This window comes from Streptosporangium sp. NPDC000563 (assembly GCF_040299985.1).
Taxonomy (GTDB): domain Bacteria; phylum Actinomycetota; class Actinomycetes; order Streptosporangiales; family Streptosporangiaceae; genus Streptosporangium.
The window spans coordinates 69,874-93,692 of sequence record NZ_JBEPDA010000012.1 but is presented as its reverse complement, the minus strand read 5'-3'; the positions used below and the strand labels follow the sequence as shown (position 1 = coordinate 93,692).

General features: G+C 69.6%; 21 protein-coding genes. 8 read left to right on the top strand and 13 right to left on the bottom strand.

The window, feature by feature from the left end; genetic code table 11:
- Window positions 1–36 precede the first annotated feature (36 nt).
- Both ABT352_RS25295 and ald read left to right on the top strand, forming a co-directional pair.
- Complete coding sequence (locus ABT352_RS25295) at window positions 37–867, top strand: hypothetical protein (protein ID WP_350947397.1); 831 nt, start codon at window positions 37–39, stop codon at window positions 865–867.
- Window positions 868–974: 107 nt separating this feature from the next.
- Window positions 975–2,093, top strand: coding sequence for an alanine dehydrogenase (gene ald / locus ABT352_RS25290; protein ID WP_350947396.1), 1,119 nt, complete (start codon window positions 975–977; stop codon window positions 2,091–2,093).
- Between the two features lie 65 nt (window positions 2,094–2,158).
- Here ald and ABT352_RS25285 read toward each other — a convergent pair whose 3' ends face one another.
- Window positions 2,159–2,914 (bottom strand): thioredoxin-like domain-containing protein, encoded by a 756-nt coding sequence (locus ABT352_RS25285; protein ID WP_350947395.1) that lies wholly within the window; start codon window positions 2,912–2,914, stop codon window positions 2,159–2,161.
- A 122-nt stretch (window positions 2,915–3,036) separates the two neighbouring features.
- On the opposite strand from ABT352_RS25285, the gene ABT352_RS25280 reads away from it, so the two are divergent.
- Together ABT352_RS25280 and ABT352_RS25275 are read left to right on the top strand one after the other, a co-directional pair.
- Window positions 3,037–3,693, top strand: coding sequence for a DUF305 domain-containing protein (locus ABT352_RS25280; RefSeq protein ID WP_350947394.1), 657 nt, complete (start codon window positions 3,037–3,039; stop codon window positions 3,691–3,693).
- A gap of 74 nt (window positions 3,694–3,767) precedes the next feature.
- Window positions 3,768–4,067 (top strand): DUF3467 domain-containing protein, encoded by a 300-nt coding sequence (locus ABT352_RS25275; RefSeq protein ID WP_329092600.1) that lies wholly within the window; start codon window positions 3,768–3,770, stop codon window positions 4,065–4,067.
- 73 nt (window positions 4,068–4,140) lie between these two features.
- Here the strand turns inward: ABT352_RS25275 and ABT352_RS25270 are convergent, their stop codons facing one another.
- From ABT352_RS25270 to ABT352_RS25260, 3 genes are read right to left on the bottom strand one after another with little or no spacing between them, the layout of a single operon-like run.
- Window positions 4,141–5,214: a threonine aldolase family protein gene (locus tag ABT352_RS25270; RefSeq protein WP_350947393.1), complete on the bottom strand. Its 1,074-nt coding sequence runs from the start codon at window positions 5,212–5,214 to the stop codon at window positions 4,141–4,143.
- Window positions 5,211–5,876 carry an SDR family NAD(P)-dependent oxidoreductase gene (locus tag ABT352_RS25265; RefSeq protein WP_350947392.1) on the bottom strand — a complete coding sequence of 222 codons (666 nt, stop codon included), beginning with the start codon at window positions 5,874–5,876 and terminating at the stop codon, window positions 5,211–5,213. Before ABT352_RS25265 ends, ABT352_RS25270 begins: the two co-directional genes overlap by 4 nt.
- Window positions 5,873–8,053, bottom strand: coding sequence for a DUF6421 family protein (locus tag ABT352_RS25260; protein ID WP_350947391.1), 2,181 nt, complete (start codon window positions 8,051–8,053; stop codon window positions 5,873–5,875). Before ABT352_RS25260 ends, ABT352_RS25265 begins: the two co-directional genes overlap by 4 nt.
- Window positions 8,054–8,367: 314 nt before the next feature.
- Between ABT352_RS25260 and ABT352_RS25255 the strand changes: the two genes are divergently transcribed.
- The 3 genes from ABT352_RS25255 (at window position 8,368) to ABT352_RS25245 (ending at window position 12,321) form a co-directional block, all read left to right on the top strand.
- A complete protein-coding gene (locus ABT352_RS25255; protein WP_350947390.1) occupies window positions 8,368–8,997 on the top strand; it encodes a hypothetical protein in 630 nt (209 codons plus the stop codon).
- Window positions 8,998–9,885: 888 nt separating this feature from the next.
- Entirely contained in the window at window positions 9,886–11,265 is a 1,380-nt protein-coding gene (locus ABT352_RS25250) for a hypothetical protein (RefSeq protein WP_350947389.1), read from the top strand.
- Between the two features lie 162 nt (window positions 11,266–11,427).
- Entirely contained in the window at window positions 11,428–12,321 is an 894-nt protein-coding gene (locus ABT352_RS25245) for a phosphotransferase family protein (protein WP_350947388.1), read from the top strand.
- A 142-nt stretch (window positions 12,322–12,463) separates the two neighbouring features.
- Here ABT352_RS25245 and gdhA read toward each other — a convergent pair whose 3' ends face one another.
- Entirely contained in the window at window positions 12,464–13,807 is a 1,344-nt protein-coding gene (gene gdhA, locus ABT352_RS25240) for an NADP-specific glutamate dehydrogenase (protein WP_350947387.1), read from the bottom strand.
- Window positions 13,808–14,017: 210 nt separating this feature from the next.
- Between gdhA and ABT352_RS25235 the strand changes: the two genes are divergently transcribed.
- Window positions 14,018–14,722, top strand: a complete 705-nt coding sequence (locus ABT352_RS25235; RefSeq protein ID WP_350947386.1) for a hypothetical protein — start codon at window positions 14,018–14,020, stop codon at window positions 14,720–14,722.
- Here ABT352_RS25235 and ABT352_RS25230 read toward each other — a convergent pair.
- From ABT352_RS25230 to ABT352_RS25195, 8 genes are all read right to left on the bottom strand, one after another.
- On the bottom strand, window positions 14,662–15,324 hold the full coding sequence (locus ABT352_RS25230) for a response regulator (protein WP_350947385.1): 663 nt from the start codon (window positions 15,322–15,324) through the stop codon (window positions 14,662–14,664). The two genes, ABT352_RS25235 and ABT352_RS25230, sit on opposite strands and share 61 nt — an antisense overlap.
- 182 nt (window positions 15,325–15,506) lie before the next feature.
- The gene (locus ABT352_RS25225; protein ID WP_350947384.1) at window positions 15,507–17,108 is read right to left on the bottom strand and encodes a serine/threonine-protein kinase; all 1,602 of its coding nucleotides are present in this window, start codon (window positions 17,106–17,108) and stop codon (window positions 15,507–15,509) included.
- Window positions 17,108–18,697, bottom strand: coding sequence for a hypothetical protein (locus tag ABT352_RS25220; protein WP_350947383.1), 1,590 nt, complete (start codon window positions 18,695–18,697; stop codon window positions 17,108–17,110). Before ABT352_RS25220 ends, ABT352_RS25225 begins: the two co-directional genes overlap by 1 nt.
- A gap of 297 nt (window positions 18,698–18,994) precedes the next feature.
- Window positions 18,995–19,594 (bottom strand): Uma2 family endonuclease, encoded by a 600-nt coding sequence (locus ABT352_RS25215; protein ID WP_350947382.1) that lies wholly within the window; start codon window positions 19,592–19,594, stop codon window positions 18,995–18,997.
- A 68-nt stretch (window positions 19,595–19,662) separates the two neighbouring features.
- The gene (locus tag ABT352_RS25210) at window positions 19,663–20,313 is read right to left on the bottom strand and encodes an adenosylcobinamide amidohydrolase (protein ID WP_502992892.1); all 651 of its coding nucleotides are present in this window, start codon (window positions 20,311–20,313) and stop codon (window positions 19,663–19,665) included.
- Window positions 20,314–20,501: 188 nt separating this feature from the next.
- A complete protein-coding gene (locus ABT352_RS25205) occupies window positions 20,502–21,275 on the bottom strand; it encodes an ABC transporter ATP-binding protein (protein WP_350947380.1) in 774 nt (257 codons plus the stop codon).
- 151 nt (window positions 21,276–21,426) lie between these two features.
- Window positions 21,427–22,413 (bottom strand): FecCD family ABC transporter permease, encoded by a 987-nt coding sequence (locus ABT352_RS25200; RefSeq protein ID WP_350947503.1) that lies wholly within the window; start codon window positions 22,411–22,413, stop codon window positions 21,427–21,429.
- Window positions 22,414–22,724: 311 nt separating this feature from the next.
- Window positions 22,725–23,684 (bottom strand): ABC transporter substrate-binding protein, encoded by a 960-nt coding sequence (locus ABT352_RS25195; RefSeq protein WP_350947379.1) that lies wholly within the window; start codon window positions 23,682–23,684, stop codon window positions 22,725–22,727.
- Between the last annotated feature and the right edge of the window lie 135 nt (window positions 23,685–23,819).

Sequence of the window (23,819 nt, the reverse complement as noted above, 5' to 3'; positions counted from 1 at the left end):
GGGAACCGTCCTCTCGAAGCCGAGACCGCCCGGTCCTTGATCGCCGAAACTCGCACCGCCGGGACCCGGGTCGCCGAAACCGGGACCATCGGGCCTCACCCCGCCGGCACCAAAAGCGTCGAAACTAGAACCTTTAGCACTAAAAGCATCAAAATCAGAGCCGCCAGGACCACCGAAGACGTCGCCGCCGGGACCACTTCGGCGAGGATCACCGAGAGCGTCGAAGCCGGAACCACCGGAACCACCGAAAGCGTCGCCGTCAGGACCAACCCGACCGGGCCCACCGAAAGCGTCGAAGCCAGGGCTGCCGGAACCACCGAAGACGGCGCCGCCGGGACCACTTCGGCGAGGATCACCGAGAGCGTCGACGTCGGAGCCGCCCCTGCCGGGAGCGCCGAAGGCGTCGCGGTCAGGACCGACGCGGCCGTAACCGCCGAAGGCGTCGAAGCCGGAACCGTGATCGGAACCGGGAACGGGACCCGGGCCGCCGAGGCCCCGATCGCCGCGACCTGGAGCGCCGAAGGCGGTGTGACCGTCCGGGCCGTCGGAGCCGTCCGAGGCGCCGGAGGGGCCGGCGTCCGGTTCGCCGGGGCCGCGGGCGTGACGTCCGGACGAGGCGCCAGAACGCCCCGGCGGGGTGAAGGCGTCATAGGAGCCGGGCGAGGACCACGGCGCGTCAGGAGGGTCGTCAGACCCTCCTGGAGGCCCTTGCGGTACGGGCGGCTCACCCTGCCCCGCGTGCATCCCCATCGTCATATCCCCGTATTCCTCGCATCTGCTCGCGGCGAGCCTACCGACCGGTGCGGGGAGCCGGTAACCCCGCACGTCACGACACCCTTCGGGAAACCGAACGTCGGCGATTGCTGACGGAATGTCATCAACTCTGCCCCCATTCCTGCCGCCTTGCGCGTGATGACTCTCTTTCGGGGAACGCACAGTGAATGTAGAGGACACGCGCCCACCCTGGAGGAGCCGTGAAAATCTCCGTTCCCCGCGAGGTCAAGAACCACGAATATCGCGTGGCGCTCACCCCCGGCGGGGCCCACGAGTTCATCAGGAACGGCCACGAGGTCTTCGTCGAGAAGGACGCCGGGGTGGGGTCCTCCATTCCCGACGCCGACTTCCGACGCGTCGGCGCGACCATCCTGGACTCGGCCGACGAGGTGTGGGCCGCGGGCGAGCTGGTACTGAAGGTCAAGGAGCCGATCTCCGAGGAGTACCACCGGATGCGCAAGGGCCAGGTGCTCTTCACCTACCTGCATCTGGCCGCCTCGCAGGCGTGCACCCGGGCCATGCTGGAGACCGGGGTCACCGGCATCGCCTACGAGACCGTGCAGAACGCGAACGGCTCCCTGCCGCTGCTCGCCCCCATGTCGGAGGTGGCCGGGCGGCTCGCCCCCCAGGTGGGGGCGTACCACCTGATGCGCCCCGGGGGCGGCCGCGGCGTGCTGATGGGCGGGGTGTCGGGAGTGCATCCGGCCAGCGTGGTCGTGATCGGCGCCGGGGTCTCCGGCATGAACGCCGCGGTCATCGCGCTCGGCATGCAGGCGGAGGTGCTGCTGCTCGACCGCGACATCGACAGGCTCCGCCAGGCGGACATGATCTACAAGGGCCACTGCAGGACCATCGCCTCCTCCACGTACGAGATCGAACGGGCGGTGCTGAACGCGGATCTGGTCATCGGCGCGGTGCTGATCCCGGGGGCGAGGGCTCCCAAGCTGGTCGACAACGCGCTGGTCTCGCGGATGAGGCCGGGGTCGGTCCTGGTGGACATCTCCATCGACCAGGGCGGTTGCTTCGAGGACTCCCGGCCCACCACCCACGCCGACCCGACCTACCGGGTGCACGACTCGGTGTTCTACTGCGTGGCCAACATGCCGGGCGCGGTGCCGCACACCTCGACGTACGCGCTGACCAACGTGACCGTCCCCTACGCCCTCGCGATCGCCCAGGTGGGCTGGCGGGAGGCCCTTCGGAGAGATCCGGCGCTGGCCGCCGGCCTGAACACGCACGAGGGGCACCTGACCAACCGGCCCGTGGCCGAGGCTCACGGGCTGGAGGCGGTGCCCCTGGAACAGGTGCTGCGGGCCTAGTCGCGGGCCCGGTGCGGCCGGTGCGCCTCGTCAGGACGGCGTCACCGGTGTCGCGACCGGCCGGATCAGGGCGCCGGGGTGGGGCTGGGAACCGGGGCGTCGGTGGCCGGGGCATCGGTCGCGGGAGCGTCCGTGGCCGGGGCGTCGCTGGGAGCCGCGGACCCGTCGGGGGCGCCCGGCGGCTGGCTGGGCGCGGTCTCCGGGATGGGCGCCTCGGCGGTGGTGGTGCCCACGCCTCCGCTGCAGGACGCTCCGAGCTCGGGGGTGTCCCGGCCGTTCTTGTACTTGGTGATGAACCTGGGCAGGCGCCCGTCGTTCGCGCTGTCCAGCTTGAGCTGGTTGTTCCAGGAGCTGGCCACGACCTTGGAGGGCAGGCCGGGGTACGGGCTCAGGAGCATGTAGTCCTTGGAGGCCAGTTCCCGCAGCTTGTCCACCTCGGCCTTGGGGAGATCCGGCTGGTAGGTGATCCACACGGCGCCGTGCTCCATGGAGTGGACGGCGTTCTCGTTGTTGATCGGCTGCTCGTAGATGCCGCAGTTCTGCCAGGCCGGGTTGTGCTCACCGCCCATCGGCGGGTTCTCCTTGTACGTCACCTTGGTCTGGGTGTGCTGGCTGCCCGTGTACTTCGCGGTGGCGACGTTGTCCAGTGAGGTCGCGGCCCGCTCGTTGACCAGGTAGTAGGCGACGACCGCGACCAGCAGGACGACGACGGCACCTCCGGCACCCCACATGAGAAGCGCGGCCCTGCGCTCCTTGCGCCTCTGCTCATCGCGCATGCGGTTGAGGTGCTCGCGCCTCGCCTGCGCCTTTTCCTTGGTCATCAACCCTCCAGCCGGCAAACAACTTCGGGTCACCCTATGCCCTACCGGCGTATGTGGAGAATAAGGGGATGACAACGCGTGATACAGCGACGATTCCCGACAGTGGGTACGCTGGGCAGGTAATGGAAACCCCGGGTAAAGAGGGCGCGACGTCCAGGCGTGGTGGCGTGGTGGTCGGCGCACTGCTCGGCTGCCTGGTCACGGCGGTCGTGTTGCTGCTCGCGACGGGCAGGACGGCCACTCCGACGGACGCCTCGGCGGAGGCGGGTTTCGCCCGCGACATGGCCGTTCACCATGCCCAGGCCGTCGAGATGTCCTTCATCGCCAGGGACGGCAGCCAGGACGACGCATTGCGGCGCCTGGCCTACGACATCATCGTCACGCAGACGGCCCAGCGCGGCATCTTCACGGGCTGGCTGCAGCAGTGGGGCCTCACCCAGTCGGGTGATCGTCCCTCCATGGCGTGGATGGCCGGGCACGGTGGCGGTCACGCTGTAACACCGGACGCGCCCGCCGCGATGCCCGGTATGGCAAGTGAGGACGAGCTCAAAAAGCTCCGCGAGGCCACAGGCAAGGAGCAGGAGGTCCTCTTCCTCCAACTCATGATCCGTCATCACGAGGGCGGCGTGCAGATGGGCGAGGGTCTGCTGAAACTGTCCGACCGTGAAGAGGTGGCCACCATGGCACAGCACATCGTCGACGGTCAGACGGGCGAGATCGAGTTGATGACCGACATGTTGCGGCAGCGCGGCGCCCAGCGGCTGCCTTCCATCCTTTAGTGGCGTCGGCGCGTCCCTGTGCGGCCGGTTTCCGGTCAGGGCAGCATGGAGCCAACCTGGCCGGAGGAAAGAGAATGGTGAACGACGAGCCGGAGAACCGCCTGGAGGTGAGCATCTCCGCCGAGGTGGAAATGGGGCAGTACGCCAACTTCGCCTCGGTGTGGCACACCCAGGATGGCTTCGTCCTGGACTTCGCGGTGATCACCAGGCCGCCCCAGCTGGCCAACGACCCCTCCTCAGGGCAGCACTTCGTGAGCGTGCCGACCCGGATCGTGAGCCGGATCCGCATCCCCCCGAGTCAGGTCTTCGAGCTGATGAAGGCCCTCGAACAGCAGCTGACCGCGTACGAGCACGAGACGGGTCACAAGAACTGAGGCCCGGCGGGGGGTTTCGGCCCCCTGAAAGGGTCCTGAAAGGGGTCCCCGCGCCGGGCCTTCACGACGCGCCTTACGACAGGTCCTGGCGCGGACGTAGCTCCTGCGCCACGGCGGCGGCGAACGCGTCCACGTCGGCTTCGGTGGTGTCGAACGCGGTCATCCAGCGGACCTCGCCGGTGGCCTCGTTCCAGGTGTAGAACCGGAAGCGCTTCTGCAGTCGCTCGGTCACGTCCGCCGGCAGGATGGCGAAGACCGCGTTGGCCTGCACCGGGCGCGGGATCTCCACCCCCGGCACGTCCCGCACGGCGTCGGCGAGCCGCCGGGCCATCGCGTTGGCGTTGCGGGCGTTGCGCAGCCACAGGTCGCCCGCGAGCAGCGCCTCGAACTGCACCGCGACGAACCGCATCTTGGAGGCGAGCTGCATCGCGCTCTTGCGCAGGTAGCGCAGGCCGCGCACGGCGTCGGGATTGAGCACCACGACGGCCTCGCCGAACATCAGGCCGGCCTTGGTGCCGCCGAAGGACAGCACGTCCACGCCCACGTCGGTGGTGAACGCGCGCAGCGGCACGTCCAGCGCCGCGGCGGCGTTGGTCGCGCGGGCGCCGTCGAGGTGGACGAGCATGCCCAGGTCGTGGGCGTGGTCGCAGATCGCGCCGATCTCCTCGGGCGTGTAGAGCGTGCCCAGCTCGGTGGTCTGCGTGATCGACACCACCTTGGGCTGTGCCCGGTGCTCGTCGCCGAAGCCCCACGCCTGCCTGTCGATCAGCTCGGGCGTGAGCTTGCCGTCCGGGGTGGCGACCGGCAGCAGCTTGAGCCCCGCCGACCGCTCGGGGGCGCCGCCCTCGTCGGTGTGGATGTGCGCCGACTCCGCGCAGACCACCGCCTCCCAGTGGGCGGTCATCGAACGAAGCGCGACCACGTTGGCCCCGGTGCCGTTGAACATCGGCCACGCCTGCGCGGCGGGGCCGAAGTGCTTCTTGAAGACCTCCTGGAGCGCGGCGGTGTAGACGTCGTCGCCGTACGCGGTCTGGTGGCCCCCGTTGGCGAGCGCGATCGCCTGAAGGATCTCCGGGTGGACCCCGGCGTAGTTGTCGCTGGCGAAGCCCTTCACCAGCGGGTCGTGCCTGCGGATGGCGTCCGTCACGCGGTCCTCCCCTCCCGCCTCGCGTCGACGGTGAGGTCGATCCTGGTGCCGTTGGCGTCGGTCTTCCACAGGTCGTCGATCGCCTCGGCGAGGTCGTCGACGTCGGTGAAGCCGGGGAAGGTCCGCTCGGGGCTCGCCGCGCGCATGCCCTCGTGCACGAGCGCCTTGACGACCAGGATGTTCGCGGTGGAGGCGGTGCCCTCCAGGGCGTCGGCGAAGGCGAGGGTCCAGGCCTCGGAGGCGGCCTTCGCCGTGCCGTACGCCGCGTTGCCCTGGGTGGGGCGCTCGGCCGCCTTGGCGGAGACGATGGCGAACCGGCCGCGCTCGCTCGCCTTGAGCAGCGGCTCGAAGGCGAGCGTGACGTGCTGGAGGGTACGGATCAGCAGGTCGTGCAGGAGCTCCCAGTCGTCCAGCGACGTCTCGGCGAAGGTCTTGGACCCGCGCCAGCCGCCGACCAGGTGCACGATCCCGTCCACCCTGCCGTGTTCCGCCCGCACGTCCGCCGCGAGCCTTTCCACGGCGGCGGCGTCGAGCAGGTCGACCGCGAGGCACCCGTCGGCGCCGCTCTTGTCGACGCCGATCACCGTGTGGCCCTCGCCGGTGAACCTGCGGACGACGGCCCGGCCCGCGGGACCGCCCGCACCGGTGACAAGGATGATCATGCTCGGATCCCCTTCGTGGAGTCGACGACGTCGCCGAGCTTACGGCGCAGGGCCTCGTAGAACATGCTCAGCGGGAACTCGTCGGGCAGCACCGCGTCCACCACGGCCTTGGGGCTGTTACCCCCCGGGGAGCGACCCCCGGACCCCCGGGCATCTTCCACGGGCAGGGCCTCGGCCCCGCCGGCCCAGACCGAGGCGGGGTTCGGCGCGACGTAGGTGGCGACCAGCTGGTGGGCGGCGAGCCAGTGGGCGAGCTTGGAGCGGTCGATGCCGTCCCTGTAGAGCTTCTCGACCTCGCCCCGCAGGTCCGCGACCCCCTCGGCGAGACGGTCCCAGTCGACGCTGAGCCGGTTGTCGGTCCAGCGGACGACGTCGTTGCGGTGCAGGTACGAGAAGAGCAGCTGCCCGCCCAGGCCGTCGTAGTTGCGGACCCGGTTACCGGTGATCGGGAAGCGGAACAGCCGGTCGAACAGGATCGCGAGCTGGACGTAGCGGGCGTGCGGCACGCCTTCGCGCTCCAGCTTCACGGCCTCGCCGAACGCGGTCAGGTCGCAGCGCAGCTCCTCCAGGGAGTAGAGCCAGTACGGCATGCGCTGCTTGATCATGAAGGGGTCGAACGGCAGGTCGCCGTGGCTGTGGGTCCGGTCGTGGATGAGGTCCCAGAGCACGAAGGTGTCCTGGGCCAGCTCCTGCGACGCGATCAGCCTGGCCGCGTCCGGCGGCAGCGCGAGCTTCAGCGTGGCCGCGGCGGCACCGCTCACCACGCGGAACCTCGCGGCCTCCCGGTCGGCGAAGATCCCGCCCCAGGTGAAGCGGGCCGGGGTCTCGCGGACCGCGACGGTCTCGGGGAAGAGCACCGCGGAGTTGGTGTCGTAGCCGGAGGTGAAGTCCTCGAAGGCGATCGGCACGAACATCGGGTTGTCGTAGCGGGTCCGCTCCAGCTCGGCCAGCCACTCGGGCCAGATCGTCCGGATCCACACGGCCTCGATGTGGCGGAAGGTGGTGCCGTTCTGGGTGTACATCGGGAAGACGACCAGGTGCTCCAGCCCGTCCACCCGCTGGGTGTCGGGGTGGAAGGCGTCGAGCGCGTCGAGGAAGTCGGGGACGCCCAGCCCCTGGTCGACCCACTTGCCGAAGTCGGCGACGACGGCGGCCAGGTAGGCGGCGTCGTGCGGGAAGCGCGGCGCGAGCCGCTCGACGTGCCCGACGATCTTCGAGACCAGCTCGGCGGCCCGCTCCCGGTCGCCCTCCTCCTGGATCGAGCCGTCCTTGGCCTGTAACGGCCTGATCGCCTCGACGGCGTCCTTGAGCGCCTGGAACTCGGCGCGGGCCTCAGCGGCCTCAGCGTCCTCGGCGGCCTCGGCGTCCTCGGCGCTCCCGACGGCCGAGCCCTCGGCGGCGGAGCTCTTGACAGCGGGGACGCGGGCGACCCAGGTGACGAGATTGCCCCAGAGCGCGGCGTGGTCGTAGTCGCCGATCGAGTCGTCACCGAACAGGTCGGAGTCGGCGACGACCACGACGCGGCCCTCCCCGTGCCATACGGCCACCGCCAGCGGGCGGTTCGCGGGGGTCGCGGTGGGCGAGGTGGCGAACAGGACGGTCTCGTGGTCGGAGACGGTGAGCGTCCCCGCCCGGTAGAAGCAGGCGCGGCGGGCCCCGGCGAGCAGGTCCTGCCCGCCGCGAGAGTCGTGCGCGGCGTTCCGGGGGGTGCCCAGGACCCAGGAGGCCACGCCGTTGTGTGCGCTCCCGGGGTCCCGGACGAGGGTGTGCTCGACGCCCACGCCGAAGCGCGCGAGCAGCTCGGTGAGGTTGCTGCCGTACTTCTCCTGCTCGTACTCGGCCAGCACGACGAGCCCGCCGCCGTCGCGGACGTACTCCTCGATCGCGTCGAGCTCCTCGACCGGGAAGACCGGGCTGCCCAGCCCGGTGGTGCGCTCCCACCGGTCGGCGGAGGGATGCGCGATCACCAGCACGTCCCGCGCGCTCAGCAGACCGGGGGTGAGCGGGCCCTCGACGTGCGCGTCCACGGAGTGGCCCAGCCCGCGCAGCAGCCCGGCCGCACGTACGTAGCCGCTGTCGTCGGGGTGGCCGGGATTCATCGTCTCGGCCACATCCCGCCGGATGGTCCACGACTCGCTGTGTGCCTCGTCGAACAGTACGCGCGGGAAAGCTGACACGATAAATCCTCCTTCAGGCAAGAGCAGATAACGGAAAATATACACACCATATGCCCGTTTTGCCGCATCCCTTACGGGGTGAGGAGATTAAAAGATCGCAGCCTCACGGACGGGACGGAGTGCGGGCGGGACGCACACGACCCCGATCGCCCAGTCGCGGCCGGACCTCACGTCCACCGACGACCCGCCGGCACACAGATCATTCCCCCTCACAACAAAGGCGACTCGACTTACGTAACGTGTTTAATCAATCACAAAGGGTATAAAAGGGATGAAGGTCACAAAGATGCCGTGAGCGTTCTCCAGGGGGGAAGATGCCTGTACGGAGTGCCCGATCCGTTGCCGTTCCGGCAGCGGCACTGCTGGCCGTGACACTGCTCGTCGGCGGCTGCGGCGGCGGCCAGTCCACCGCCGTGAAACCGGAAACCGCCGTGGCCACGACGTCCGCGGCCGTTCCACCCGCCGCGGGCGCCCCGCCCGCCGCCGACCTCTCCGGGGAGGACACCGCCCAGGAGTACACCGCGGAGGAGTGCCCCACCGGCGTCAACGCCAAGAGGTTCGCCAAGACCCGTTTCGCGCTGCACGCGGGCCTCGCGCTGGGCGCCTTCTACCGCTACATCTACCAACCGCTGCAGAGCGGCGGCTTCAAGGCCGGAGCGGAGAAGCGGAAGCGGACCTTCGCCAAGGCCGCCGTCGCCGGTCTCTTCACTCTTCACGAACTGAAGGTGGCCCGGCGCTTCGCCCTGGCCAACCCGACCCTGTGCAAGGGGGTCAAGGCGGTCACCGACAGCTTCAGCGCCCTGACCACCAAGCTGAAGAACGGCACCGCCACCGAGGCCGACCTCCAGGCCGGCAAGGACTCCTTCAACAACCTGCGGCAGAACGCCACCCAGCACGGCTACGACTTCAAGGAGAGGACCGCCGTCGTCCCCGGCGCGGGCTGAGCGCACATCCGGCCGGGGCAGGTCCTGGGACACAGGGCCTGCCCCGGCCGGCGCACCGCCGACCCTCCGGCGAACGGCACCACCTCCCGCGGACGGCACCACCCTCGCGCGGACGGCTTTCCCGAACCCGGCATCCGGTCGCCGCCGACAGTGAACGCGACGGATCCCCCCTGCGGCAGCCGGTGAGCGCCCGGCCGAGGGCCGGTCGGCGAGCGCGGCGATCGGCGGCACAACTTTCCGCCCCGGCGCCCCGTATCGTCACCGCCCCCGGCTCGACGAGATCGCGCGTGCGACGGAGTGAGCAACGGCGAACGCGCCGCCGGTAACCGCACCCCTTCGCGACCCTTCGCCTTTTCAACTTCGGAAACCGACGCCATGACGCCCAGCAGTAACAGAACAGGGAGTCATTGTGAAATCGAGCCGAAACAGGTGCTGTTTACCTTTGCCTGGTCCGATGACTCCAAGGTGAAGAGGTGAGGCGGTCATCGACCGCATACATTCAGGACACATTTCTTCGGAATGGGATTCCAGGCTCGTGAAGGCCGACAGCACCCGGCCACCGGTCACATGAGCGAACTCTGAACCCGACCCACTCGACCCTCGTCGCCGAGCCGAGGGCTCGACGGCCGGACCGGTGACCCCCACCCCTTTCCCTGTCATCACCGCTGCTCACAGCGCTGCTATCACATCGAGCGGAACCCGAACTCGGCGAGATCCGTTCCCGGCCGCGTTTCACGGCCCAGTCGGAAGGGTCACGTTCGAGGTCGGCGCCGCCGACCGAAAAACGCTTACCGATATACCACCGAGAACACATCCGGAATTCTCGGGAACCCGCCATGCGCGTTTACGGGTTCACGGCACGGTAAACCCCTGGAGGGAAATCCTTTGTTGGCACGGTTCAAGCGATTCACGTCCGCACTGGTCGTAGTCGCGCTTGTCGTCCTGATGGCGGATACGGCACACGCCGATTTCAGTCCCATCGGCTCCGAACCTTATGTTCCCTACGTCCAACCGGCGGACGCGGACATTCCCCGGCGAGGCTGCGCCACCACGCTGTCCGACCCCAGGAACACCGCGGGGAGCATCCCCGCGGTCCAGGTGATCTACGCCTGGCACGAGGAGTCCGGGAACCGCTACGACGACTTCGTCGAGAGGATCGCCAAGATCGTCGACCGGGTGGACTGGTCGCTGGACGAGTCCACGAACTACGACCAGCATGTCAATCTGAGCTGCCGGACCGGCTACGGCACCGGCAGCTACGCGGACTACGCGCGCGCCCTCGTGGTGCCGGAGAAGATCGAGAGCGGGGTGATCGGCGGCGAGACCGCCGCGGACGTCGTCGAGGACGACCTGGCGGCGGCGGGCTACGACCACGCCAACCGTACCTACATGGTGTTCGAGGACTTCGACGGGACGGCGCAGGCCTTCTGCGAACTCCTGTGCGTCGCGGCGACCGACGAGTGGGACAGCGCGACCATGCTGCACGAGTTCATCCACCTGTTCGACGTCGACCACGCCAAGGTCACCGAGACGGTCCTCCACGAGGACACCGACGTCATGTCCACCCAGTGGCACACCTGGCAGGTGGACCAGGAGTTCAACAACTACTACGACCCGAGCGAGACCACGGCCACGTTCTACACGAGCGCCTATCCGCACCCTCGCAAGGCCAACCTCGCCACCTGGTCGATGCTCACCCCGCCGCTCTGCTGCGACATCGGGTACAGCAACGACCTGCTGACCGCGCAGGAACGCACGGTCGAGGCAGACGCGCCCTATGGGTACCCCACGGGCTTCACCGTCTCCGGCGGCGGATGGATGCAGGTCACTCCGCCTGGAGCGGACAGCCAGGTGTCGGCCCGCTACTACGACGGCCGGCGATCCTTGACCATGAACGTCCAGTCGTGGGCCGAGGGGATCCTGTCGGTCACCCGCAGGCCCCAGGTGACGCCGGGGCAACGGTACAAGTTCTTCGCCCGGCTCACGACCGCCACCTCCGGCGGCGTCAAGCTGCGGCTCTCCTGGTACAACGCGTCGAACGCGCTGATCTCGAACAGTGACAGCTCGCTCCACGCCCTGACATCTGACTGGGCGGAGTACAACGTCTCGGCGATCGCACCGACCGGCGCGGCCACCGTGCAGCTCTCGGTGGTGAGCCCGAACGGCCAGTCCTTCGCCTATGTGGTGGACAGCCTCCAGCTCAACCATTGTGACAACACGCGGACCGCCGACGGATGCCGACTGGAGAGCGGCCTGCCCACCCCCTGACAGGTGTCCCGCTCGTCATGTCGACCGGCTGATCCACGCTCCCTGCGAGCGCCGGATCAGCCGGTTTGACGACCGCCGTGTTCACCCGAGGTGTTCCGGCGCGAATCGAGGACGTGATCAGCGGGCGTCTCGGCCCTCCGGTGTGATCGGTAGGGTCGCGGTATGGGGAGCCAGAACCACGACCGCGCCGACGACGTCCGTGACGCGGTGGCCGAGCACCTGCCCGGCTACCGCGTCGAGACCGTCACACCGTTCGGCGAGGGCGAGGACAACGTCGCGTACCAGGTCAACGGCGAGTTGATCGTACGTTTCAGCAAGGAGCCGGATCCGGCGCGGCGGGCCGTACTCGTGGCGCGTGAGGCCCGCCTGCTCGCCGCCGTCGCCGGCCTCTCACCGGTGCCCGTCCCCGAACCGGAGTTCACGGTCGCGGAACGGGGCTGCCTCGCCTACCGCAGGCTCCCCGGCCGGCCGCTGCTCGACCTGCCCCTGCCGGAGCGGCTGGCCCACGGCCCGTCGATCGCCGCCACGCTCGGCGACCTGCTCGCCGCCGCGCACGCCGTTCCGGCGGATCGGCTGGCCGGGCTGGTGGAGGTGGACGCCCCACCGCCGTCCGAATGGCTGGACGAGGCGGCGGAGATCCATCCCGCGATCGCCGAGGAGATCCCCGAGGCCCACCACCGGGCGGTGCGGGACTTCCTGAAGACCCCTCCTCCGGCCCCAGGCCGCGAACCGGTCTTCTCGCACAACGACCTGGGGATCGAGCACGTTCTCGTCGACCCCGCCACGGGCGCGGTGACCGGCGTCATCGACTGGAGCGACGCCGCGATCGTCGACCCGGCCTACGACTTCGGTCTGTTGTACCGCGACCTCGGCCCCGCCGCCCTGGACGCCGCCCTCGGCCGCTACCGGTCCGGTGACACCGCCGCCCTGCGTGAGCGCGCCGTCTTCTACGGCAGATGCAGCGTCTTCGAGGACCTGGCCTACGGCCTCGAAACCGGTCGGGACGCGTACGCCGGTAAGTCCCTCGCCGCTCTGGAGTGGCTCTTCGCCTCCTAGACGCCCCCTTCACGGCTTCGCCGGATGAGCGTCCCCGGACGGGGGAGGCGGGCTCGGCGCGCGGGAGCGCGAGGGGATGCGGCAGCGGTGTGCCGGTGACCGACGCCTTTGGCGGTCGCAGGCAGACGTCCCGGCTCGGACCTCAGATCAGGCCGAGGGCGAGCATCGCGTCGGCGACGCGCTTGAAGCCGTCGATGTTGGCACCGGCCACGTAGTTGCCCGGCATGCCGTACTCCTCGGCGGTCTTCAGGCAGCGGCCGTGGATGTCCTGCATGATCTCCTGGAGGCGGCGCTCGGAGAACTCGAAGGTCCACGAGTCGCGGCTGGCGTTCTGCTGCATCTCCAGCGCGCTGGTGGCCACACCGCCGGCGTTGGCGGCCTTGCCGGGACCGAAGGAGACACCGGCCTCCTGGAAGATCCGGATGCCCTCCGGCGTGGTGGGCATGTTGGCGCCCTCGCCGATCGCGATACAGCCGCCGCGCACCAGCACCTCGGCGTCCTTGCCGGTGATCTCGTTCTGGGTGGCCGACGGCATCGCCACCTCGCACGGCACCTCCCAGACGCTCCGTCCCGCCACGAAGGACACTCCGCCGCCGCGCCGCCTGGCGTAGGCGTCCATCCGCAGGTGCTCGATCTGCTTGACCTGCTTGAGCAGGTCGAGGTCGATGCCCTTCTCGTCGATGACGTACCCCGAGGAGTCGGAACAGGCGACCACCGTGCCGCCGAGCTGCCGTACCTTCTCGATCGCGTAGACGGCGACGTTGCCGGAGCCGGAGACGACGACGCGCTTGCCGTCGAAGGACGTGCCGCGGGCCTTGAGCATCTCCTCGACGAAGAAGGCGCAACCGTACCCGGTCGCCTCGGTGCGGACCTGCGCGCCGCCGTAGCTGAGCCCCTTGCCGGTGATCACCGCGGACTCGTACCGGTTGGTGATGCGCTTGTACTGGCCGAACAGGTAACCGACCTCACGCTGGCCGACACCGATGTCCCCTGCCGGGACATCGGTGTACTCGCCGATGTGCCGGTAGAGCTCGGTCATGAAGCTCTGGCAGAAGCGCATGATCTCGCGCTGGGAGCGGCCCTTGGGGTCGAAGTCCGAGCCGCCCTTGCCGCCGCCGATCGGCAGGCCGGTCAGTCCGTTCTTGAAGATCTGCTCGAAGCCGAGAAACTTGACGATGCCGAGGTAGACCGAGGGGTGGAAGCGCAGGCCGCCCTTGTAGGGGCCGAGCGCGCTGTTGAACTCGACCCGGAAACCGCGGTTGATGTGCACCTCGCCCTGGTCGTCCTCCCAGGGCACCCGGAAGATGATCTGCCGCTCCGGCTCGCAGATCCGCTCAATGATCTTGGATTCGGCGTATTCGGGGTGCTTGCCGAGAACCGGGCCGATGCTCTCCAGCACCTCACGAACGGCCTGGTGGAACTCGATCTCCCCCGGGTTGCGACGCAGGACGCTGTCGTAAATCGATTCAAGCTTCTCGTGCAACATCGCTCATCTTTCTGGTCGCAAGTCCGCGCACTGTGGGCCAGACCTTGGGAGAGGCGGTTCTCACAACTCCCACCGCCCTACTGTGAGACCTTATTACCCGCTGAATACCCCACGAGAGGGACCCCGGATCAGCCTGGTGAGGGACGCCCTCGCGCGTACCCGCCACCTACCTTCCTGAGTGAGAGAAGCCCCGCACAGGCAGGAAAGCCCATGTTTCGTGACTCAGCCGACTTCCGGCGTGTCTCCTCAGGTGTGCTACTGATCGTCGCCCCGCTGCTCCAGGCGATCGCCGTCATCGTCGACCCCGGCACCTGGGGGGACGATCGCGAGTCCGTCAGCTTCGGGGACAACCCCGCCCTCGCCCAGGTCCAGTCGGTGATGTACCACTGGTCCTACCTGCTGATGGCCGTCGCGGCCCTCGGCCTGCTGCACGTGATGCGCCGCCGCGCGGTGGTCTTCGGCCACATCGTCGGCCCGCTCACCGTCATCGGCTACATCAGCCTGTCGGGCCTGCTCCTGACCGACCCGGTGGAGTGGTGGCTCGGGCAGCGCAACACCCCCGAGCAGACGCAGCGGATCCTCGACGAGATGCTGAACCTGCCCGGCGTCGTCTTCGGATTCCAGATGCCCTGGCTGTTCTTCGCCCTCTTCGGCCTGCCCGTCCTGCTGATCGGCGTCTGGCGAGCCGGATTCGCGCACTGGTGGGTGCCGCTCGTCGTCCTGATCGGCTACGGCGCCTCGCTGGTCGTCCCGTACGGTCCGGCGACCATCCCGATGTGGATCGCCCCCGCGGTCGCGCTGGGGCATCTCGGTGTCAAGATGCTCCGGATGAGCCGCGAGGAGTGGATCTCCTACTACCCGACCGCCGCCCCCGGCCGGACCACGCCCGACTCGTACGCGAACACCACCGCCTGAGCCCGGTCGCGCAGGTGAAGCTTCATCAGCACCCGCGCCACGTGCGTCTTGACCGTGGCCTCGCCGACGAAGAGCTCCCCCGCGATCTCGGCGTTGGTCAGGCCGCGCGCCAGGAAGCGCAGCACCTCCAGCTCGCGCGGGGTGAGATCGGCCAGCTGCGGCGGAGGCGCGGGGTCGTGGCGTCCGGCGAAGGAGGCGATGACGCGGGTGGTGACGGCCGGGTCGAGCAGGGCGTCCCCGGCGACGACGACGCGGATCGCCTCCACGAGCTGCTCGGGCGGCGAGACCTTGAGCAGAAACCCGCTCGTCCCGGCCCGAAGCGCGGCGTAGAGGTTCTCGTCGGTGTCGAAGGTCGTCAGTATGACGACCTTCGGCGGGTCCTGCTGGCCCAGCAACTGCCTCGCGGCGGTGATGCCGTCCATGCGCGGCATCGAGATGTCCATCAGCACGATGTCGGGCCTGGTACGGCGGGCCACGGCGAGGGCCTCGATCCCGTCGGCGGCCTCACCGACCACCTCGAGCCCGACCTCGCTCTCCACGACGAGCTTCAGCCCGGCGCGAACCATCGCCTGGTCGTCGGCGATCACGACGCGGATGTTCACTTCTCCTCCTTGCGGGCGGCTGGACACCTCGTTCCGGGGCCGAGCGATCGAACGGCCCGTACGCACCGGTACCGAAGGGGAAGGAGAGCCGCCCTGCGGGGAGACTAAAGCCTGGCGACCGTCTTGCCCATAGGACAAAACGCCCGGTCAAGCCGCTCACAAGTCGGACACAAGTCAACGGGTCAGAACGCCGGGAACGAGACACTCCGCACGAACCTGTTGGCGACCGCGTCATCGCACCTGCCGGACGCGCAGAAGTAGATCAGGATGGCGGGCTCGTCATGCCGTTCGACGACCCAGCCGGTGAATTCGAGCTGACCGCCGCGCTGTGGGTCGGCGATCGTCCCCTGCAGGCGCGCGGCGTTCTGCCCGCCCACGCTCACCTGCACGACCTGGGAGAAGACACTGACCGTCCCGGGGAGCGAGGACTGCAGGGTCTCCTGCAGCTGCTTGGCGCCGCCGAGCGGGTCGAGGGTGTCGAGGGTCTGCGCGTACAGGCCGGTGGCGTCCTGCGGGGCATCCTTGATGATCTCGTTCGCCGCGGCCCAGTCGGCGGTGACGGGTGTGGCGAACAGCGCGCGGAACTGCTCCACCTTCGGGGAGGCCACCACGAACACGTCGGCGTGCGGCTCAAGGGTCCAGGTCCCGGGGTGCTGGAAGGCGACCGGCACCGCGGAGGAGCCCGGGTACGCCACCCAGGTGTCGCCGCCGCGCAGGAACGTGGCGAGCACCGCCACCAGCGCGACGATCGCCGTGATCGCCACGGCCGCGCCGATGAGGATGCCCTTCCCCCCGGACGGGCGTCCCTTGGGCCCTCTTCGTTTCCCGGACACCTCGGTCGTCTCGGACACCGTCGACGACACCGCCGGAGATACAGTCGGCGACACCGCCGACGACGCCGAGGGAGCCTGCGCGAGCTGGTACGGCTGCCCGGCGCCGCTGATCGCGTCACGCAGCTCGGCGACGAACTGGCCGCAGGTGTCGTAGCGCTGCTCGGGCGACTTGGCCAGGGCCCGCATCATCACACCGTCGACTTCGAGCGGCAGCTCGGGGCGGAGCGTGGTGAGCGGCGTGGGCGTCTCGGCGAGATGCGCCCACAGCAGGGCGATCTCGTTGTCGCGCTGGAAGGGCAGCCGCCCCGACAGGGCCTCGTAGACCACGCAGGCCAGGCCGTACTGGTCGCAGCGGCCGTCGATGTGCTCCTTGTTGATCTGCTCGGGCGACATGTAGCGGGGGGTGCCGATGAACTGGTTGGTCTGGGTCAGCCCGGAGATCGAGGTGCGGTGCTTGGTGATGCCGAAGTCGGTGAGGTAGGCGTGGTCGCCGTCGGCGTGACCGGCGATCAGGATGTTGGCGGGCTTGACGTCGCGGTGGACCAGGTCGTGGGCGTGCGCGGTGTCGAGCGCGGCGGCCACCTGGGCGAAGATCCGGCTCACCTGGCTGACCGGCATCGGCCCCCGGTCGTAGAAGAGCTTGCGCAGGTCGGGTCCGTCGACGTAACGCATCGCGATGTAGAGGGTGCCGTCCTCGGCGCTGTCGGCCTCGTAGATCGGGATGATGTTGGGGTGGTCGATGCTCGCGACCGTGCGCGACTCCAGCACGAAGCGCTGGCGGAACCTGTCGTCCTCACCGAGAAGCGGATTGAGGATCTTCAGTGCCACCCTGCGGTTCAGCCTGGGGTCGATCGCGAGATAGACCACGGCCATGCCGCCCTTGCCGATGATGTCCTCGACCTGGTAGCCGGCCACTTCCCGGCCGATCAGCGCCCTGTCGTTCATGGACATCACGTCTTGGTCGGCTGGCCGCAGTAGCCGCAGAAGCTGTGGGCGGGGCCCAGTCGCATCCCGCAGCCCGTGCAGTATTTCTGCACGATCGTCTCTCCGGGTTTCGTGCCCGGTGCCGTGCCGGCACCCGGGGCCGTGTTGTGGCCGGGATCGCGTGCCACCAGCACCGGCTGACCGGGGGTGGAGGAGATCTTGGGCAGCGCCGGGAAGGACCGGCCGACGACGACCGTGGAGTCGGCCTGCTCGTCGAAGGCCGGTCGCGGCGGTATCGGTATCGGTGGCGAGGCCGGGACCGTGGGCCCGGTCTTGGCGGCCGGGCTCGGCTCGGGCTCGGGGTCGGGATCCTGCGACCCACGGCGCCAGAGCAGGATCGCGATGACCAGCACGACGAGCACCAGCAGGCCGCCGCCGACCAGGAACGGCCACAGGGGCGTGCTCTTGGGCAGGTCGGTGGAGGCGGCCGCCCTCTTGGTCGCCTCGTCCTCCGCCGTGCCCCGCTTGGCCTGCGACGTCTTCAGGTGCGCCGCCGCCACGATGTGGCCGGGGTAGAGGTCGAGCACGCGCTGGAAGGCGGGGACGGCGTCGCCGTAGTAATGGGTGTGGAAGCGGGTCAGCGCCTGCTCGAAGGCGGCGTCGATCGAGCCCCGGGCGGGCGTGACGTCCGCCTCGGCGAGGGCCTTGGTGATCTCACGGATGCCGATCATCCGGGCGTCCTTGCCGCCGCCGATCAGCAGTCCGACGACCTCGCCCTTCTTGTCCTCGATCACCGGGCCACCGAGCAGGCCCTTGTCGATCAGGGCTCCCAGCTTCTCCGGCTCGTTGACCTTGTTCTCCGGGTCCTTGAACTGCCGGCCGCTCTCCCCCGCGCCGCCCGCCCGCAGGTGGGCGATGTCGACGGTCTCCGGCAGGTTCGCTGCGGGCCGCCCGGTGAACCCCGCGACCGCCACCGGCGAGCCCTCCTTGGCGGGCACCACGGCGGCGAGCGGGGCGGTGGGCAGGCCCGCGCTCCCGTCCGCGCGGCCGACGGGGCTCAGCACCGCGGGACTGTCCGGCTTGTCACCGACACGGACGATCTCCGCCTTGAACCCCTCCTTGTCCGGGGGAGAGATGTTGGGGAAGACCGTGATCTCGGTGGTGACGTCGATGATGCAGGTGGCGGTGGGCTGCTTGGGCGGGTAACACTCCTGCAGGTGGTGGTCGAGCTGGTCGTCCTTGAGCCTGTGCCGCTCGAAGTCCTCGGGGATCTTGACCTTGTGGTGCGCGGCGAAGATCTTGTTGGCCGCATAGATCCGGACGTCGCGGTCGGTCTTGACCACCCGGGTGAGGGTGACCATGCCCCCGTCGGGGTTGATCACGGTGCCGGTGCCGCTGCCGATCGGCACGTCGTAGGAACGCTCCACGTGGACCAGCTCACCGATGTGGTCGAGCAGCGTGATGTCGACCCGCGCCGTCGCCTCGATCCTGACCACCGCGGGGGTCACCAGGTCGGTGATCCCGCTGGGATGCTCATGAGCCAGGGCGGGAGCCACCCCGGCGATCGCCAGACAGAGCCCTCCGAGCACCGCCAGCGCCGAACCGAACCGCCGCATCGCCACTCCCTACAGGGGATAGGACCAGGGTCGCAAACGGGGGTGAATAAGTGAACCGTCCAGGCCCGTAGGACTTGACTTTCTTTCCGCCATCACCAGTAAAAGGCCATGAGCAGGGCATCGCCACCCCGCTTCGCCCATCCCGTCTTACGGCCTATCGTCACGTCCACGCCCCGTCGCGGACAGTTACGCAAAGTCTAATCCCGGCGGCCCCTCCGGCGCGACAACGTATACCGATCGAAGATCACCCAAAGCGGCCCGGCCCTTTCGGCTCCGGTCCTTTCGATCCCCGCTCCCTCAGCTCCGGTCCCTTCGATCGCGGGGACGCAGCAGCACCGCGGGATCGAAGGAGACCTCGAACGGGGCGAGCAGGCTCGTCACCTCTCCGGCCTCGTGCTTCTCCGCCGCCTTGTACTCGTCACCGGCGAGCTCGTGAACGTGGACGGACGGCCCGTCGGACAGCTCGATCCGCCAGTAAACGGGAATTCCCGCCGCCGCGTAGGCGGCCCTCTTGAGGTGGCGGTCTCGCGCCCGGGTGCTCGGGCTCACCATCTCGACGGCGAGGAGGATGTCGCGCGGCGCGAACATCAGCTCCGTCTCGTCGACGGCCTCGGCGGGCACCACGACCAGGTCGGGGATGAAGAAGTCACGCCTGCTCACCCGGAGATTGACCTCCGGCAGCGGCTCGAACTCCGGCGGCGCGGCGTCTTCGAGAATTCGCGCGAGACGCAAGATTGCACGCTGGTGCAGGGGGACAGGAGAGGGACTCACCAGTAGGCTCCCGTTGAAGAGCTCGTAGCGGTTCCCGTCGTCGGGGAACGTGAGCAGGTCGTCGACGGTGAACGGCGGCTCTCCATGGAGAACCGTCCGTCTGGTCGTCGGCTCCGTCGTTGCCATCGCGGTCACCTGCTCAGTATCGGGAGTCTCGCCCTCGCCCACATGCTACTTCCCTCGATTTCCTTACTTTAAGTAGTTGATACATCACGTTTCGCCCATCGGTGCGCGCCCTGACGGACGGCGGTGTGGACGGCGCGGGCGACGCGGGCACCCCAGGTGGAGCGGGGACCGCCGAAGAGTTCCTCCGGGCCCCCGGGAATCCGCTCGGGGGCGACCACGCAGACGGCGTCGGAGGCGGTGCCGGTGCAGGGGAAACCGGCCTCCAGCAGTGCCTGGGTCTTCGCCTCGGTCACCGTCATGACCATGTTGACCAGGGCGGCGTCGCTCATCGCGACCGGGACGGCGGCGACGATGTTGATCGTTCCCGGCAGCAGCATGGGGGCCAGTTCGGGGTCGGCGGCGCCCTCGGGGGCGGCGGCCCAGGTGGGGACGCGCAGGCCGACGGTCGCCACCACCTCCGCTCCCCCGTCGTGGGCCCGGGTGAAGTGCTCGACCGAGGCCGCGGTGAGCATGCCGACCCCGGGGCCGGGCGGAGCGAGCTCCAGGAGGTGGTCCACCGGGTCCATCCGCGAGTATCCGGCTATCACCTGCGCGTTGAGCACCCAGGCGACCGGGCCGATGCCGCCGCCGACCATCGCCGAGGAGATCGCCCGCCACCCCGGCCCGAACTCCCACAGCAACGAGGCGAGCCGCGCGCCGTCCTCGTCGCGATGGCTCAGCCTCGGGGACGCTCCATGTGCCGGCGACTGTCTCGGAGATGCTCCATGTGTCGGGAAGGGTCCCGAAGACGCTCCGTGTTCCGGCGAGGGTCCCGGTGATGCTTCGCGTGAACCTCGGCTCCGCTCCGGGACCTCCGGCCGGACCTCGTAGCCGCTCACGAACGTCTCCGGACGATTTCCCATCTCGCTCAAGGACGCTCCAGATGGACCTCGGGCCTGCCGCCGGGACCGGCCGCGACACGCACACGGGCGTCGAAGTGCTCACCGATCAGCTCGCCCGTCAGCACCTCGGCCGGGGCACCCGAGGCGGCCACCCGTCCGCCGGAGAGCAGCATCATCGAGTCGGCGTACTGACCCGCCAGGCTCAGGTCGTGGAGTGTCGTGACGACGGTGAGCCCGTCGGCCAGCCTGAGCCGGTCCACGAGTTCCAGCACCTGCTGCTGGTGTCCCAGATCGAGGGCCGTGGTGGGCTCGTCGAGCAGGAGCACCCGGGCCTGCTGGACCAGCGCCCTGGCGAGCACGACGCGCTGACGCTCGCCACCGGACAGGCGGGCGAGCGGGCGGGCGGCGAGGGGTGACAGGTCCAGCCGCTCCAGCACCGAGACGGTCACCTCGCGGTCGTGCCGGCTCTCGCGGCCCAGGTAGGGGATGTACGGGGTGCGGCCGAGCAGGGCGTAGTCGAACACGGTCATGTCGGCCGGCAGCGCCGGGGACTGCGGGGCGTAGGCGAGCAGCCCGGCCCGCTCCCTGGCCTTGAGCCGCCGCAACGGCATGTCGTCGACGAGCGCATCCCCCTCGAAGGGCAGCACCCCCGCCAGGGCCCGCAGCAAAGTGGACTTGCCCGCGCCGTTGGCCCCGATGACGGCCAGCCATCCGCCGGTCCGCACGTCGAGCCCGACGCCGGACAGCACCGGGCGCCGATCCAGCACCACCGACAGGTCCCGCACCACCAGGTGACTCACCGCGTCTCCCCTTCGCGCGGCGCGCGGGTCACGGCCGCGCACCCGCCGTCCGAGCGGAGCCGCGCCTTCTTCTTCCGGACCACGTACGACTCCATGGGCCCGGTTCCGGGCACGCGCCTCATGGTCTCGGCCCCGCAGGGCACACGCCGCCTCATGTCTCGACCCTGCGGGTCACGCGCAGCACGGCCACGAAGAACGGTGCGCCGACGAACGCGGTCACCACCCCGATGGGCAGCTCGGCGGGGGCGAGTACGGTCCTGGCGATCAGGTCGGCGAGGACGAGGAAGGCGGCCCCGCCGATGAGCGAGATCGGCAGCACGATCCGGTACGACGACCCGGCGAGGCGACGGACCACGTGCGGCACGACGATGCCGACGAAGCCGATCAGCCCGCTCACCGCGACGGCCGCCGCGGTGGCGAGGGAGGCGGCGAGCAGCACCACGAGGCGGACGCGGGTCGCGTTCAGGCCGAGGGTGACCGCCTCGTCGTCACCGACCGAGAGCACGTCGAGAAGCCTGCCGTGAAGCAGCATGACCGTCACGGAGACGGCGGCGTACGGGACGACGAGGGTGACCTGGCCCCAGCCGCCGCCGACGTCGCCGAGGATCCAGGCGTAGATGCGCTGGAGCTCCTCCACCTTGAGCTGCTGCAGGAACGTCTGGACGGCGGTGAGGAAGGAGGTGACCGCGACGCCCGCGAGTACCAGCGTCGCGGTGCCGCCGCCCCGGCCCGCCGCGCTGCCCAGCGCGTAGGCGAGCAGCACGCCGCCGACGGCCCCGGTGAAGGCCGCGGCGGGGATGCCGATCGCCTCGACGTCGCCACCGGTGAAGACGATCGCCGCCGTGGTGGTGAGACCGGCGCCCGCCGCGGCACCCAGCAGGTAGGGATCGGCGAGCGGGTTACGGAAGACGCCCTGGTATCCGGCTCCCGCGACGGCCAGCAGGCCGCCGACGATCGCGGCGAGCAGGACCCGGGGCAGCCGCAGTTCGGTCAGCAGGCCCAGCTCGACCGGGGCGAGTCCCGAGTCCGCCGAGACGAACGGCAGCCAGTCGAGCAGCTGGAGCATCACGCTGGTCGGCGCGATGTCCGCCGCGCCGACCAGCAGCCCGGCGAGCATGCTCACCAGGAGCACCGCCATGGCCGCGAGCGCCACCAGCGGGCGCAGCCTGGCCGCCTGCCTCCCCCGGGCATCGGCCTTCCGAACCGCGTCGGCGCCGGCGTCCGTGTTCGTCTCGGTGGCTGTACCGATGCCGGTGTCGGTGTCGGCGTTCGTCTCGGTGGCTGTACCGATGCCGGCGTCCGTGCCCGTGTTCGTCTCGACGCCGGGGTCCGTGTCGGCTGAAGGCGACGATCCGGAGGTCGCGTCGCCGGGACTCACCGACGGTCCGGGGTGCGGCCCTCGTCCTTCGAGGCGGGGAGGAGACATCTGCCGTTTCTTCCTGACACCGATCAGCCCGCCGACACCTTCTGAACGGCGTCGCCGATCTGCTCGGCGAGGTCGACGACGCGCGGCCCCCAGCGGGAGGCGATGTCGTCGTCGAGGGGGATGACCCGGTCGTTCTTGATGGCGGAGAGCCTGGACCAGCCGGGACGCTTGGCGAGGGTTTCCCTGGACTGGGCACAGCACTTGGTGTCGGCCAGGAAGACGAGGTCGGGGTCGGCCTGGGCGACGAACTCGGCGGAGAGCTTGGGGTAGCCGCCGGCCGGGTCGGGAGCCTTGTCGGCGATGTTCGTCATGCCGAACAGCCCGTAGATCTGGCCGAGGAAGGTGTCGGAGGTGACCGAATAGGGGGTGGTGTCCAGCTCGTGGTAGTAGGTGAGCTTCGCGTCCTTCGGTGCGGCGGCGGTGATCTCGTCGAGCCGCTTTCTCATCCCGGCGACGAGTTCGGCGGCCCTGTCGCCGTTGCCGGTGGCGTCCCCCAGGTCGGTGATCTGGTCGTATGCCTCGTCGAACTTGGTCGCGGCGGGCTCCAGCAGGACGGGGACACCGACCTTGCCCAGCGCGGCCACCACGCCGCCGATGTCGTTGGCGACCACGACGAGGTCGGGTTTCCTGGCGATGATCGCCTCCACGTTCGGCTTGAAACCGGACAGGTCGCTCTTCGGCGCCTCGGCGGGATAGGTGGACTGGTCGTCCACCGCCACGACCTGCGGTCCGGCTCCGATCGCGAACAGGCTCTCGGTCGCGCTCGGCGACAGCGAGACGATCCGCTCGGGCCTCTTGGCGACGACGACGGGGCCGTTGCCCGCCTCGACGGTGACGGGGAAGCCCGCCGAGGGAGTGGCCGCCGCGGGGGCGGTCGGGGACAGGGTCTGGGACGGGGCCGAGGCCGGGGAGCTCTGGCCGCATCCGGCCAGGGTCAGTGCGGCGAACAGGGCACCGGCGAGGGCGCTGCGTACGGGCCTCACACGAGGTCCTTTCAGTTGCCGGAACCGAGAGACCCAGGAGAGACGGGTCACCCTTTTCCACGAGGGTCTGCGTCGACGCGGCGGAGGCGACCTGGCTCGACCCCTCGGGGTCATGACAGTTGCGGGACAGCGCCG